Source organism: Acinetobacter sp. 1294243 (assembly GCF_000588015.1).
Lineage (GTDB): Bacteria > Pseudomonadota > Gammaproteobacteria > Pseudomonadales > Moraxellaceae > Acinetobacter > Acinetobacter pittii.
Genome location: NZ_JFXG01000027.1, coordinates 20080 through 34463, shown reverse-complemented (window position 1 = coordinate 34463; position 14384 = coordinate 20080). Strand labels below are relative to the sequence as shown.

19 protein-coding genes and 1 pseudogene are annotated in these 14384 nt (G+C 35.3%); 16 read left to right on the top strand and 4 right to left on the bottom strand.

Features of this window, described 5'->3' with window-relative positions; all coding sequences use genetic code 11:
- Position 1: 1 nt before the first annotated feature.
- Together J655_RS22850 and J655_RS22845 are read right to left on the bottom strand one after the other, a co-directional pair.
- Positions 2–844 carry an IS3 family transposase gene (locus J655_RS22850; protein ID WP_230445321.1) on the bottom strand — a complete coding sequence of 281 codons (843 nt, stop codon included), beginning with the start codon at positions 842–844 and terminating at the stop codon, positions 2–4.
- Between the two features lie 32 nt (positions 845–876).
- Complete coding sequence (locus J655_RS22845; protein ID WP_032053282.1) at positions 877–1386, bottom strand: helix-turn-helix domain-containing protein; 510 nt, start codon at positions 1384–1386, stop codon at positions 877–879.
- Between the two features lie 418 nt (positions 1387–1804).
- Here J655_RS22845 and J655_RS22840 point away from each other — a divergent pair, with 418 nt between their 5' ends.
- Complete coding sequence (locus J655_RS22840; protein ID WP_032007613.1) at positions 1805–2359, top strand: TetR/AcrR family transcriptional regulator; 555 nt, start codon at positions 1805–1807, stop codon at positions 2357–2359.
- Between the two features lie 87 nt (positions 2360–2446).
- Here J655_RS22840 and J655_RS22835 read toward each other — a convergent pair whose 3' ends face one another.
- Positions 2447–2800 (bottom strand): winged helix-turn-helix transcriptional regulator, encoded by a 354-nt coding sequence (locus tag J655_RS22835; RefSeq protein ID WP_017481458.1) that lies wholly within the window; start codon positions 2798–2800, stop codon positions 2447–2449.
- A 127-nt stretch (positions 2801–2927) separates the two neighbouring features.
- Between J655_RS22835 and J655_RS22830 the strand changes: the two genes are divergently transcribed.
- The 9 genes from J655_RS22830 to J655_RS22795 all read left to right on the top strand — a co-directional run bounded on the left by J655_RS22830 (position 2928) and on the right by J655_RS22795 (position 9487).
- Positions 2928–3785, top strand: coding sequence for an SDR family oxidoreductase (locus J655_RS22830; protein WP_032007614.1), 858 nt, complete (start codon positions 2928–2930; stop codon positions 3783–3785).
- Positions 3786–4071: 286 nt separating this feature from the next.
- Positions 4072–4776, top strand: a complete 705-nt coding sequence (locus J655_RS22825) for a hypothetical protein (RefSeq protein WP_032007615.1) — start codon at positions 4072–4074, stop codon at positions 4774–4776.
- A gap of 175 nt (positions 4777–4951) precedes the next feature.
- On the top strand, positions 4952–5509 hold the full coding sequence (locus J655_RS0104865) for a hypothetical protein (protein ID WP_032007616.1): 558 nt from the start codon (positions 4952–4954) through the stop codon (positions 5507–5509).
- A gap of 2 nt (positions 5510–5511) precedes the next feature.
- Complete coding sequence (locus J655_RS22820) at positions 5512–6204, top strand: hypothetical protein (protein ID WP_032007617.1); 693 nt, start codon at positions 5512–5514, stop codon at positions 6202–6204.
- 165 nt (positions 6205–6369) lie between these two features.
- Positions 6370–6687, top strand: a complete 318-nt coding sequence (locus J655_RS22815; protein ID WP_005802557.1) for a hypothetical protein — start codon at positions 6370–6372, stop codon at positions 6685–6687.
- 174 nt (positions 6688–6861) lie between these two features.
- A complete protein-coding gene (locus J655_RS22810) occupies positions 6862–7056 on the top strand; it encodes a hypothetical protein (protein WP_032007619.1) in 195 nt (64 codons plus the stop codon).
- A gap of 250 nt (positions 7057–7306) precedes the next feature.
- Entirely contained in the window at positions 7307–7765 is a 459-nt protein-coding gene (locus J655_RS22805) for a hypothetical protein (RefSeq protein WP_017403056.1), read from the top strand.
- A gap of 312 nt (positions 7766–8077) precedes the next feature.
- Positions 8078–8422 (top strand): hypothetical protein, encoded by a 345-nt coding sequence (locus tag J655_RS22800; protein WP_032007621.1) that lies wholly within the window; start codon positions 8078–8080, stop codon positions 8420–8422.
- 120 nt (positions 8423–8542) lie between these two features.
- Positions 8543–9487, top strand: a complete 945-nt coding sequence (locus J655_RS22795; RefSeq protein WP_032007622.1) for a DUF4424 family protein — start codon at positions 8543–8545, stop codon at positions 9485–9487.
- Between the two features lie 128 nt (positions 9488–9615).
- Here J655_RS22795 and J655_RS0104860 read toward each other — a convergent pair.
- Positions 9616–10217: pseudogene (locus J655_RS0104860) on the bottom strand (DoxX family protein).
- 164 nt (positions 10218–10381) lie between these two features.
- Here J655_RS0104860 and J655_RS22790 point away from each other — a divergent pair.
- From J655_RS22790 to mumR, 6 genes are all read left to right on the top strand, one after another.
- Positions 10382–10690: a hypothetical protein gene (locus tag J655_RS22790; RefSeq protein WP_002122109.1), complete on the top strand. Its 309-nt coding sequence runs from the start codon at positions 10382–10384 to the stop codon at positions 10688–10690.
- Between the two features lie 69 nt (positions 10691–10759).
- Positions 10760–11620 (top strand): DUF692 domain-containing protein, encoded by an 861-nt coding sequence (locus tag J655_RS22785; protein ID WP_019767859.1) that lies wholly within the window; start codon positions 10760–10762, stop codon positions 11618–11620.
- Positions 11574–12326 (top strand): DNA-binding domain-containing protein, encoded by a 753-nt coding sequence (locus J655_RS22780; protein ID WP_032007624.1) that lies wholly within the window; start codon positions 11574–11576, stop codon positions 12324–12326. Before J655_RS22785 ends, J655_RS22780 begins: the two co-directional genes overlap by 47 nt.
- A gap of 2 nt (positions 12327–12328) precedes the next feature.
- Positions 12329–12949 (top strand): RNA polymerase factor sigma-70, encoded by a 621-nt coding sequence (locus tag J655_RS22775; protein WP_005070082.1) that lies wholly within the window; start codon positions 12329–12331, stop codon positions 12947–12949.
- Complete coding sequence (locus J655_RS22770; RefSeq protein ID WP_017400102.1) at positions 12943–13122, top strand: zf-HC2 domain-containing protein; 180 nt, start codon at positions 12943–12945, stop codon at positions 13120–13122. Before J655_RS22775 ends, J655_RS22770 begins: the two co-directional genes overlap by 7 nt.
- Positions 13123–13213: 91 nt before the next feature.
- The gene (gene mumR, locus J655_RS22765) at positions 13214–14125 is read left to right on the top strand and encodes a LysR family transcriptional regulator MumR (protein ID WP_032053281.1); all 912 of its coding nucleotides are present in this window, start codon (positions 13214–13216) and stop codon (positions 14123–14125) included.
- Positions 14126–14384: the final 259 nt, after the last annotated feature.

Here is a 14384-nt window from a genome sequence, read left to right as displayed (position 1 = left end):
GTTAAGCAGTTTTTAAAAACTGGTTTCTATATTGTACAGGGGATAAACCTTGTAGCTTCACCTTGATTCTCTCATGATTATAATAATGAATGTACTCTCGTATAGTTTTCTCTAACTCATCAGTTGATTGAAATTTTTCACCATGAAAGCACTCCGATTTTAATATTCCAAAGAAGCTTTCTATTACAGCATTATCTAAGCAATTTCCTTTACGAGACATACTTTGAATTAAACCATGTTGCTTTAATTGCTGTTGATAATGAGCCATTTGATATTGCCATCCTTGATCTGAATGGAGAATTGGTTTCTCATGTCGCTTAAGTTTAGCTAAAGCATGAATGAGCATATCTTTCACTAACTCATAATTGAGTTTACGTTGGATCCGGAAGGTAATAATTTCCCCATTAAATAAATCTATAATTGGTGATAGATAAAGTTTTTCACCGTTAACATTAAATTCCGTCACATCAGTTGCCCATTTCTGGTTGGGACGGTTCGCTTTAAATTGCCGTTGCATAATGTTATCGGCCACCATCCCGACACAACCACTTTTATATGAGCGATATTTTAGTGCTCTGATACGTGATTTAAGTCCCATAGTTTTCATAAGACGATATACACATTTATGGTTGATTATTATTCCTGTACTTTTCAGAGCAAGAGTAATTCTACGATAGCCATAGCATCCCTTATGCTTGTGATATATGGACTTGATCTGCTGTTTTAACTCAGTATATTTATCCTTAGAGCGTACAGCTTTCATGTGATAGAAATAAGTACTACGAGCGATCTTGGCAATACTGAGTAAGAGCTTTAATGGATAAATTTGCCTTAATTCTGAAATAACTTGAACACTGTCTGCAGTAGAAATTGAATTTAGGTACGTTGCTTCAGTTTTAAGGCTTTTAGCTTTTTTAAAAAGGCAACCTCTGCTCGTAAAGCGGTCACTTCATCAATGAGCTCCTGCTGAGATTTATCTTTGTCATCTTTTACAGACTTGGTTATTTTAGTTTTATCTTGTTTAAGCATATTGGTATAAATCCTCGTGGTATTAAACCCAGCAATCCCTTCTTTATGATACTGAGCTAGCCACCTTCTTAAAATTGACGTCCCGCTCAGATTTAACCGTCTTCTAACTTCTCTTACCGGTATCTTATCAAGAAGCATTTGTACAGCCTTGATTTTAAATTCGGAAGAGTAGTAGGTTTTTTTAGTTTTAACATTCAGGCCATCTTCACCTTGTGCCTTATAGTTTTCAATCCATAAGTGGATGGTTTGGAGATCTACATTAAATTCTTGTGAAAGGATTTTATATCCTTTACTTCCCTCTAAATAAGCTTGAATGACTTTTAATTTTAACTCTTTTGAATGCTTCGGAATTGGCATAGAGCACACCTCATAAGTTTTAAAAGTCTAACTTATGGGGTGCAGTTCAGAACGGGAGGGGGACACCTTCGGGTGTGCTGGCTCTATGACCAGTCCGTCAACCCTTTCTCGTTCTGCCACCATAATTTTAATGTCTGGCAGAACTCCCAATAAAAAGGAGTTGGCTTTGCACATCCATTATTTCTTGGCGGCCCTTGCCATAAGTTATTACGACACAGCTTAAACGTTTAAAGCAGTTTGATCGCCCTAAGGTTTTCAAGCTTTAAATCGTCACGACCAAAAAACTTACTCAACAATAAAACTTGAGATGTGCCAAGCACAGTCTTTATAGGCTTTGCTGTGCCTTTTTTTCTCCCAGAAAGGGTACAGGTTTTTTATCTCATTTATATACAACAAGAATTTTTATAACGGTAAAACTATGCCAAAGTTAGTGCTTTCTTCCCGTGCCATACAAGTCATCAACAAGTCGATTGATTTATTTCACCACCGTGGCTTTCATACCGTTGGGGTAGATAGAATCATCAAAGAGTGTGAAATTACCAAAGCAACTTTTTATAACTTCTTTCATTCTAAAGAGCGGTTTATTGAAATCTGTTTAATCGTACAAAAAGAACGTTTAAAAGAAAAAGTGGTCTCAATTGTTGGGTACAACCAGAACACAAGCGTGAAGGAAAAACTTAAGAAACTTTATTACTTACATACCGATGTAGAGGGGATGTATTACCTATTATTTAAAGCAATTTTTGAAACGAAACTGACCTATTCAAAAGCCTATATCACAGCAGTGAGATATCGCACATGGCTACTTAATGAAATTTATAGCCAGCTTATAAAACAAAAAAACGATGTTACCTTTCAGGATGCCAAGCTATTTTTATATATGATTGAGGGTGCAATTATTCAGCTTATAAGCTCGGATGTGGCAATCGAGCGGGAAAGAGTGCTTGAGTGTTTTTTGTTGGGGTTTGGGTAAAGGAGTACGGACTCTAAGTTTGTTGATCAAAGTTAGATGAAGATATATCAATCGTGAAGCAAATTTAAATATACAAAGATTTGCTTATTAAACTAAGTCTGAACGAGGCTGCTGTTCTAATAACTGAGATATATTATTTTCAAGCCAATCCGTTAAATCAAAAAGTCTATCGGAAGCTTCTCGGCCAAAGTCTGTTAATTGATAATCTACTCGAGGGGGCACTTCGGCATAGTCCTGACGAAAGATAAAGCCATCTTGCTCAAGTAACTTTAAGGTTTGTGCCAGCATTTTTTCACTAATCCCATCAATTAATTTTTTTAATTCATTAAAGCGCAAACGCTGATCACGTAATGCAACTAAAATTAAAACGCTCCAACGGCTTGTTAGTGTTAACAAAATTTTTCTAGATGGACAGTTTGCTGCAAAAACTAGACCTTTCATTGCTCATTACCTGCATTACAAAAGTTTACATTTAATGCTGAACTTACTTTTAGGTAAGTACTTACTTTTAGTAAGTGAAGATACTACGATGATTGAAATATTTCAATTACATCAGATGGAGATCACCATGCGTATTGCAGTTACTGGTGCAACAGGTCAACTTGGTCAATTCGTTATTTCTCAATTACTTGAACGGACCGAAGCAAAAAATATTGTGGCATTAGTCCGTAATCCAGAAAAAGCTTTAGATTTAAGTTCAAAAGGGATAGAAGCTCGTCCTTTTGATTATGTTAATGATGTAGAAAAACTTTCAGAGCAATTGCAAGGTATTGATAAGCTTTTATTAATTTCATCAAATGAAATTGGTCAACGCACAGTACAACACCAAAATATTATTAATGCAGCAAAACTCGCGCATGTAAAATTTATTGCTTACACAAGTTTATTAAAAGCAGATGTAACACCGCTTTTACTTGCACAAGAACATGTTGAAACTGAACAATATTTAAAAGCATCGAATATTCCCTACACGTTATTACGCAATAACTGGTACAACGAAAATTATGCAATGGGCCTTAAACAAGCAGTTGAGCATGGCAAAATTTTTGGGGCAACTCATCACGGTAAAATTTCTTCTGCTTCACGTCTAGATTATGCAACTGCGGCCGCTGTGGTATTAACGCAAGATGGGCATGAAAATAAGATTTATGAGCTGGCAGGTGATACAAGTTACACCCTTGATGATGTGGCAAAATGGACAAGTGAAATCACTCAAAAAGATGTAACTTATCAAGATTTACCCGAAGAAGAACATAAAGCATTCTTAGTGCAGGTTGGTGTACCAGAAGGGTTTGCTCATATATTGGCAGATTCGGATGAAGGCGTGTCTAAAGACGGTTTATATAGTGATAGCAAAGATCTGCATCAGCTCATTGGCCGCGCAACGACAAGTATGCAAGAAACTGTGAAAGAGTTTTTAAAATAAGCTGTTTTTCTATTGCTTAGACTGACACGAAATTTTAACTTGATATTTAACAAAGGTAATTTTAGAATCCGCCCAACTAATTTTTAGGAGCTTCAATGTGAGTACTTGCTCGAGTGACAGTAGTCGATCGGTAATAGTCTAAGTATCCACTGAAGTCCTGACAGACCTCTTTTTGTGGATGCAAGAAGAGGTTTTTTTATTTCCATCTTTTCATTTCTATTATGAACCCATGATTTATTCATGACGGGTTTCAGTACTTGCATGTGCTCCATGACTTATGGGAGTGATGCCAATGTTATTTACTTTAAAGAAACGCTCACTTATTTCTGGTTTCTGTTTATTCGCATTGTCTAGCGCGAGCCATAGTGGACGACCTATGGTTGTTGACGATGCTGCTCTTGTTTCTCCAAAAACTTGTCAGCTAGAAACATGGGCACAGCATAACTCTGACAGCAAAGAATATTGGGCAACACCAGCCTGTAATTTTGGTGGTAATTTTGAATTTGCTGTAGGGATGGGGAGAGTAAATGATGATACTGAGCATGTCAGTTATGCAACTCTACAAGGCAAGACCTTATTTAAACCTTTAGAAACGAATGATTGGGGAATCGGTTTTTCATTTGGTACTCAAATCAATACTAAGGATTCTACAAAGAAAGATTGGACGGTTAATGTTCCTTTAAGTCTTTCTACTTTGGATGATAAGTTTTTAATCCATGCCAACCTTGGTTGGTTACGTGAAAATATCTCGCATAAAAGCCAAACCACGTGGGGCATTGGAACCGAAACACAACTTACCCATCCATTAACATTCACTGCCGAAGTATATGGCAATGATCGAAATGATGCTTTTTACCAAACAGGTTTTCGGTACATGGTCTATAAAGAATTGGTTCAATTAAACGCAAGTTATGGCAACCAAATTTCTCATCACGATAATGCTTTTTTCTCTGTCGGGTTTGTATTTTTAACAAAACCGTTTTTACCTTAATAACTTAGAAATATCTCAAAGTTCCCTTCAGAAAGTGCTCTTTTAAACATAAAAGAGCACAGTAAAAATAAGTATATATTTCATATAAGGAAACTTTCTCTCTCTTCTTTTGATTTCATCTAAAACATAGAGTAAAGTTCGTTCACAAGATATTAAATAAAATGAATGGCTTGTTATGAATATTATAAAAGGTACTAATTTTTGGAGATTACTTTCTATTATATTAGGTTTTATTATTTTTCTAGGATTGTATTATTTTTTTATTGTATATCCTAAGGATACAGAGCAAGCTAGAATAAGATTTTCAGAAGAAGTCATGGCTTCTTTTTTTTGGATGGACTTATCTGATGAAGTGGAAATAAACAGTATTATTTTAAAAGAAGGGCTAGAGTTAAACCAAATTAATGATGAAATATATATTAACGATTTGAATGGTTTAAGCTCATTTTATGTTTGGAATGGTGAACATAAAGAAATGAAAGATGTCTTAAATAAATATTCTGAGTATTCATATTTTGGTAATAAGGGCATTCGAGGATTATGCTTAAAGCTTATGTTTGTACAACAATATAATCAAAAAATTCAGCAGAAAAATTATTCTTCACCAAGGCTATTGGCATTAAAAAAAATTAATAAACGTAATCTGGAAACTATCTCTCCATGGTTAAATGATATGAAGGCTTTTGATGAGTTTTATAAAGCTAAGCACATGATTCCAAATTGTAAAATATAGATATGTCTTCTAAAAATTTTCTTTCTACGATTGCACGGAAAAGTAAAGAGAACAAAGGAACTATAGCTATATGTTCTATTCTTTTTATTATTCCTTTATTTGTATTTCCTACTTATCCTAAAAATGAATGGCAGTACGAGCTATATCAATACATCACACAAACTATGCATGTGACTGTTGGTACGAAAGGCCCATTACCGTTTTTTACGATTCTTTATAGCATTTACATAACTATAGTCATGTTCTTTGTTGGTTGTGTTATCTGCTATTTTTTTATTAAAGAACAGGGGATTAATAAAGCTTATCAAGAAGAAATTTATAAATTCTTTTTCAAAGCTGAATTTGAATCTTCAAAAAAATACCCTTGGCTAGAAAAGCCTCTAATTAAAAAGACTTTAGTCTCAAGTACATTTGCTGGGTGTTTTGTCATGGGAATTTTTCACTTTATTGAGGATGATATTACTCAGCAAAGGCCTAGACGTAGAGGTGGACTCATATCATTCTGTTATAACTATAGAGTCGGGGTTATGTTTTGGGAAATTATAAGTACTGCCTTTAGCATTTTTCCTATTTTTTATTTTGGTCTTTTATTCTTATACATCATTAATTATTTTTTTCGCGGGTTAGGTACAGGTAAGGTGGCTATTCCTTTAGAGGTATCAAGCAAAAAACGAAAGAGAACTAGGAAGGTCTGATATTTTTCTTTTGAATTGATAAAACACATTTCACTTAACCTATCAAAAAATGTGACAGAATCTAACTTTTTATAACCTATAAACGCGACTATCCTAATTGGGCTTGAACACAATCTTTTGAAGTGTTCCTTTTTAGTTTAGTTAGATTTTTTAGGTATTTAAAAAATGAATAAAATGCACGTAACTTTAGCGGTGATTATTGGCTTAATTATTGGTGGTGTAATCGGTGCTCTAGGTTACTCTAAAACTGCTGCGCGTTATGACGCGATGACCACAGCCTGTGTCATGGTAAATCAAGCAGTTGAACATGGCATCTTACAACCAGAACAAGTCAAAGAGCTTGGAGAGTTAACTGGCCAAACCCTTAAAAAAGATTACGAGTCAGTTGCCTCTAAATTTAAATTCTCTGAAAAGCAATTAGGTAATGCATCTGAAGGTTCTAATTGTAGTCAATTTATTGTTGGGGTAAATGCCGCACAATAACCATTAAGAAGCCCACAGTGAGTGGGCTTTTTTTATAATGTTTAATTAGGGCAGCTACAATATTAACTGAACATATCATTTATGGACTGCTATAATAATAACCAATTCAAAACCTGAAATATAAGCTTGCCTAAAGGCAGGCTTTTTGTAGTCTAAACAAGTCTGCTAGGAAATATGAAACGCTATTTAAAACAAACTGAATCGACTACGGCTAATTGGACAACAGAGCAAGACTGTTTCTTGATAGAAAATAATTCTCTCTCAATTTACGAGCTCATCGAGCATTTACCTTTTTCTGAAGAAGAAATACGAGTACGTCGAGCTGTTTTAGGGCTGGTAAAACGAGATAAGCAAATGAAAACATATTAATTTTACCAAATGGTAAATTTAATATGAAAGTAAATATTTCTGACGATCTCTATTCAACCATGCTTTTTTGCGGATGAGTTATCAAAACCTTAATTTTTTTTAGAGTTTTTATGGTGCAATTTACATAAAGCACTAACTACTTACAAACCACTCTAATAAGGCTACCTTTAATTACACTACTTTAAGCATAATCAAAGACAGAAAACATTCATAGATCAGAACTTTATAACAATAGTACGGAGAGAGGTTAATGCCAAAGTATCTAGCTGTAGCCGAAAAGGTTTATAAAAATATAAAAAAAGATAGCTTATTCACTGATGACATTACTCAGAACCTTAACTGTTTAATTAGTCAGATTCGAAAAGCCATCAAAGGAACTGAGTTTAAGCTCAAGTTCAACTATATCGACTTTGAAGAAAACTTAACGAAACCGTTAAGTGAATGCAAAGTTCAAATTGATCTGAGTGTTATGCCGAAGTTCGCAAATGAAGGTGAATATCTTCTCTGGTTAGCTGGTTTTATCGAGCGAATCACAGAAGGTGGAAAACCGAAACTACCGCCAATTTCGCACTTTTTACCCCCAGGTTTTAAGATGTCGAAAGAGGCATTTCCTATGACTGTCACTCCTCCAAAAGAAGAGCATGCAGACATGATTATTAATTATTTTAAATCTGAGGATTTTATTAAAACCAATAAAACTCCTTCATAAAAGAATATAGAAGTAAACGTCCACCTTACTTCTATATACCTGCTGGTTTTAACTCAGCGACCGCCTTCTGGGGCGGTTTTTTTTATCTAAAAATAAATGAAGACTGAGTTATTTTGATAACCAAAGTTTAATATTCGGAAAATCTTAAATGTATGCAAATGTGAAAATATAAAATGTTTTTTATAAATATCAAAATCTTAAATTAATCTTTTGGTAAATGAAAATATACGTTTTTCACATAACCCACGTGCCAAGTAACGCAATTAAACATTTAGCTGTTCATAATTTTAAAAAAAAGAGAGTATGAATGAGATGAATGAAAACGCAGAGCTTATAAAATATATAGACGTTGCTGAAAACGTCTATGAACGGGTCTATGAGAACAATCAAATTTCAAATGATTTAATCGTTAACCTCAACCGAATTATGGCTGAAATAAAAAAACAGGCCGCAGAAAAAAATCTGAGATTAAAATATAACTCGATCGACTTTGAATATTGCTTAAGTTTGCCTATAGCAGATCGGGATATAAAAATTGACCTAAGTTTGATTCCTCACTTTGAACATCGTGATGAATGCATTTTATGGCTAACCAACTTTATTGGAAAAATTAGTGTGCCTAAAAAGATGACGAGACAAAAGCTAAGTTTTCATTAAAGTTTTTAGATTTAAAGCGATATAAGTCATTACTAAAAAACTAACCGCACCTGTGCTTAAATAGTTATGCTTTATTCCAGATCGATATTTTATAATTAGAAAATGACAGAGCGCTTTAAAATGAAAACGTTTGTATTAACCTTTGCTGTTTTAGCTTCGTTATCTACCTATGGACTAGCCAACGACTCTACGGGTTACGTGGGTACGGGTGGGATTCAATATCTCAAAAACTCACAGATTGCTATGCAAAGCGAAGATCTATTCATCAGTAAAAAACTGATTAAGGTCGACTATCTTTATAAAAACTTAAGCAATAAAGACGTAACGGAAACCATCTTATTCCCGTTACCACGCATTGATAATTTTTTTGAGTCTGATTTTGCTCACACCGAACAGCTTTTAAAAAGTTTTAAAATTGTGGTGGATGGTAAAAATATAAAACCTGATATGCATGTTAGAACCTTTATTCAAAAAGATGAAAAATCGCCACTGATTGATGCAACGGATGAGTTTAAGCAATGCGGTTTTAGTGAACAAGAGATGCTAAACCCATGGACTCGCACTAACTATGATTATGAATATTATGTAGACAAGCTAAAACAATGTAATAAGCCGCAAATACAGAAAATTTTAGCCAAATTTAAAAAAGATGATGTTATTCCGTGGTCATCTCAAGTGGTTTATAGTTGGAAGCAGACTTTCAAAGCCAATAGTTTGACTAAAATTCACCATGAATATAAACCTTTGGTCGGTGGCTCTGTAGCTCTCTATCCAGATGAATATAACCAGCAATTTTGTATGGATAAACAATTTAAGCAGGGCTTAAAAAAAGCCAGTGCAGAAAATTCGCCGTTTAGTGCTTTGGGCTATATTTTAACGACGGGTGCAAATTGGGCAAAACCAATTGAAAACTTTAAGCTCACCATTGAGCGTGATAAGGATGAACTGGTTTCATTTTGTTGGGATGGGCCAGTTAAAAAAATTAGTCCAACTCAATTTCAAATGACCATGACTAAGTTTGTACCTAAAAAAGACCTAGATATTATTTTTGTGAGAGTTAGATAACTTCAAACAAGCTTCTGGTTTGACCAAATTGCCTCAATATTGATTGTGTGTCATGAGCGTAACATGGCACACAATAAGAAAAAGATGCTCTATGTTGCTGTCAGTAGGATTTTTAGCGTAATGATTAATTAGAGCAGTTTCTTTTTAATCCAATAATCTAAACTGAAGTAACGGCCGCCTCCAAGAACAAGCAGTGCGAGTAGCATGACTAAATACGTAACGGCAAACTCAATTCCATTATTTAAAATTACAAACGAACCGCTAGACGTGAGCCAGTCATAATTGCCGTAGGTTTGTAATATTTCACGAGCTTTCTCTAACTTTTCAGCCGAGGCCAAGACCTGCATGTTTGCAAAGGGTGCATTTGGATCAGCAATCGCTTGCCATCCATTCGGTAGATGGACCGTAAATATAGCAACTAACATCGTAATAATGAGGGGAATACTAATTAAACGCTTAGCAAACCAAATGTTAATAATATTGCACCTGCTAATTCAGTCGTTGTTGCAAGCAGGGCCATTACATACGGAAAGGGAAGTCCTAAACCTCCATCTGAGTTGCCAAACCATTCTACAATATCATTGAAGTGCATTAATTTATTTGTGCCGGCCATCCAAAATATGGGAACTAAATATAATCGAAGAGCCAGAGCTGCGATGCCGTCCGCATGTTGTAGAGTTTTACCCAGTTTTTGATAATATTGAGATAAGCCATAAATAAAATTCTTCATGATAATTTCACATCCGGTGCGATTGAATATTAATTAGTCGGATAAAGACTGTATTTCTTACATAAAAAATTTTTTTATTTACGGTGTAATAAAAAAGGATTTGGTCCGTCTAACTATACGTACAAATGTACAAACCGAGAATTTATCTTTAAAGGAATACTAAAATGAACAAACTCAACTCAATGACTTCAGTGGCGGCATTATTAGCACTTTCAGTTGCTGGTGCTACACAAGTGGCGGTAGCAGCAACCCATACAACAACCGAAGCACATGCAACCAAAGCAGCAGATGGAAAATGCGGTGAAGCAAAATGCGGTGCTAACAAAATGAAAAACCACGAAAAGTCTGCCGAAGCAAAATGTGGTGCGGATAAAAAAGCAGCTGACGGAAAATGCGGTGCAACTAAAAAAGCAGCGGATGGCAAGTGCGGTGCAGATAAAAAAGTTGCTGATGGTAAGTGTGGTGCCAAGTAAACAATTTAATCATGGATGATGTCGGCCTTTTAGTAAGTGTCGGCATCATTTCCAAAAGGAGAAATCACCATGATGGAGTTGAATGGTGTAGGGCTGGGTTTAAGGCGTGATTTTATAGATTCGTTTTTAGATGCAAAAACATGTCCAGATTTTATCGAAGTTGCTCCTGAAAACTGGCTAGGTTTTGGTGGACGACACGCGAAATTACTCGCACAGTGTGTTGAAAAAGCTCCATTAATTTGTCACGGCTTGTCATTGTCTATTGGCGGGCCTCATCCACTCAATCTTGAATTTATCGAAAAAATAAAAAGCTTTTTAGAACAATATGATGTCTCGATTTATTCTGAACATTTAAGTTATACAAATGATGGGGGCTATCTATATGATTTGTTGCCAATCCCCATGACTGAAGCGGCTGTTCAATATGTCGCTGAACGTATTTTACGTGTTCAAGATATTTTAGGAAGACGATTAGTCATAGAGAATGTTTCTACTTATTTAATGCCCAATGCTGAAATGAGTGAAGCGGAGTTTATCCGTGAGGTTCTGCAATATGCAGACTGTGATTTGCTTCTGGATGTAAATAATGTCTATGTCAACAGCATTAATCATGGCAGTGATGCATTTGGGTTTATTCGGGACATGCCAAAAGAGAGAATCCGTTATTTACATATTGCTGGACATGAACAAGTTCAAAAAAATTTATTAATTGATACGCATGGCGCAGAAGTTTGTGATCGTGTATGGGAACTATTGAGATATACCTATCAAGTGTGTGGTGTGAAAGCAACTTTACTTGAGCGCGACTTTAATATTCCATCATGGCAAGAATTAGAAAGGGAGCTAGCCAAAATCAAAATAATTCAACAACAGGAGAGTGGCTATGAAGGAAAATCAAATATCCTTCCAAACCATGCAACAGTTTTGTGACTGGATTAGAGATCCTAATTTGGAATTACCTCAAGCTCTTCCTGCCGAACGAATGCATATTTATCGAGACTTACTTTTTAATAATGTCTGTTCATTTATTGATTTAGTTTATCCCGTGGCTCGCGCGATGTTGCCAGAGTTAAAGTGGCAAGAATTACTCTCGGAGTTTTTTCAAAAAGCTCAGTGTCGCTCGCCTTTGTATAATGATATTTCTCTGGAATTTAGAGAATATTTGACAGATCAGCAGCACCCGATATTGCAAGAATATCCTTGGTTGGCTGAGTTGTTACAGTTTGAATGGCTTGAGTTGTATTTAGATACTGTTGAAATTGAAGATGTCGTTTTGCATGAAAATTACGCTTGGCAATTAAGCACCCAAGTATGGGTATTGGTTTATCAATATCCCGTTTATACGTGGACAACTTTAATGATTCCAGAACAGGTCGAGCCTATGCCTGGAGCAATTATGGTCTGGCGAGATGAACAAGACAAAGTATGTATTGAACAGCTTTCGCCTTTGTTTGCTATGGTGATTGAACAGTTGACTCAAAATGTAAAGTTAACTGACCAAGATATTCATACACTCATTCAATCTGTACTCACCGATTTGTCTGAACATGATATTTATCTGCAAATTCAAGAACTAAAAGCAATGTTAACTCGAATGCGATTGATTCAAGTTCCGCATGATTTTAAAGAGGTATAAGGATGACTTCAGCCGTGGCATCAGATCATGAAGAAATAGAAGATCAGTTGCATAATCCAGCCTTTTTACAAGACTTAAGACAGCAAATGATAAAGTTTGCTTTTTTACAGTTGTCTTCGCTTCCTCAAGCTGAAGATGTGGTGCAAGAAGCATTAACGAGTGCTTTTCAACATTTAGATTCATTTAAAGGGCGGGCTGCGTTCAAAACATGGGTATTTGCCATTTTAAAAAATAAAATTATTGATGTGATTCGGCAAAAATCGCGTTTGGTCGCAATGACAGAATTATTTAAAGATGAGGAAAGTGAACTGAGTATTGATGCACTGTTTGATGCTTCTGGACATTGGCACAAATATGAGGCGCCTCAAGCATGGCAAAGCCCTGAAGAAATGATGGAGCAGGCAGATTTCTGGATAATTTTTGAAGCTTGTTTAAATCATTTACCTGCCAAATATGCTCAAGTTTTTATGATGAGAGAGGTGATAGAGCTGAGTTCTAATGAGATTTGTAGCAAGTTGGAATTGTCTATCTCAAACTTTAATGTGTTGATGTATCGGAGTCGTACCAGACTACGTGAATGTTTAGAAAATAAATGGTTATTGAAGGAGGATTGTTCATGCTGACATGTCGACAAGCCACTCAACTGTTGTCTGAAAAGCAAGATAGACCGTTGTTATTACGTGAGCAAAGTGGTTTACAACTGCATTTATTGGCGTGCCGCTCATGCCGCCGTTATTCAAAACAGATCAAAACAATTAGTCAGCTTTCTAAAGCATTTAAAAATTTAGATGGCTAATTTTATTTAAAAATTTATTTATTGCTAGCCTAATCACGCTAACAACTCCCATACTATAAAAGTAAAGGAGTTTTTTAAGACAGGATGACACGTGAATTTAAAGAATCTTGAAGCATTTTATTGGGTTGTGACTTTAAAGAGCTTCAATAAGGCCGCGACTAAATTACAAACCACCCAGCCTGCGGTCTCTCAAAAAATCACATCTCTTGAAAATGAATTAGGCTTTAAAGTTTTAGATCGAAACTATCGGCAGCTTAAACCAACACACAAAGGCTTAACTTTATTTAAGTACGCCGAAAAATTTATGCGCCTAGAGACCGATCTGGTGGCTGAACTGACTGAAAATCAGCACCTGACTGGCACCATTCGTTTGGGTGTTTCCGAAACTATTGTCTATACGTGGTTAGTTGAATATATCGAAAAGGTTCAACAAGAGTTCCCAAAAATTTCAGTAGAGATAGTGGTAGACCTTACGCCTAACTTACAAGAAGGCGTTCGGACAGGCGACTTAGACATGGCTTTTTTACTTGGGCCAACTTTAGCTTTTGAGTGTATTGAACAAGCCTTGTGTGACTTCGAACTAAGTTTCTTGGCTTCACCTTCATTTAAAGGTGGTGTTGCTCAAATGTCTTTTAAAACTTTAATGTCGCATACCATTTTAACTTATCCAAAAATTACCTATCCCTATAAAGAATTGAAAGCACGAATGAAAGAGCAAGGGATTGATGAACCACTTTCAATTACTAGTTATTCATTGGCAACTCTGTTGCGTTTAGCCGAGCAGGGTTTGGGTATTGCTGTGGTGCCGACCTTAAAGGCGTTAAAAGAAATTACTGATGGGCAACTAGAAATATTAAATACGCCTATTCAATTAAAAACGTTCCATTTCACCTCGATCTACATTCAAGGAAACGATGTGGCCTTAAAAGAGAAATTAACCGAAGTTGCAGTTAAGGTCTCTGAATGTGCTATGAAAAGGCTCAATGAGCAAATTAAAAAATAAGCTGTTTTTGAGTGTCTTTTATCCCATTTTTTATTATTTAAAAAAAGCTGTTTTGTATGTAAAACCATAAAAGCAGCTTATTAACTTCAATAAGTAAAGCTTATCTTGATTTTTTAATAAATACTAAACTATTTAAAATCAAATATTTGAATATTTAATTTTATGTAAAAAGTCTTATTGTCCGTAGGGATTAGCTATGTTTTTATTTTAGACACAAGATTTGATCACCGATTGTGTTAATTGGGGAACAGGGAATCTT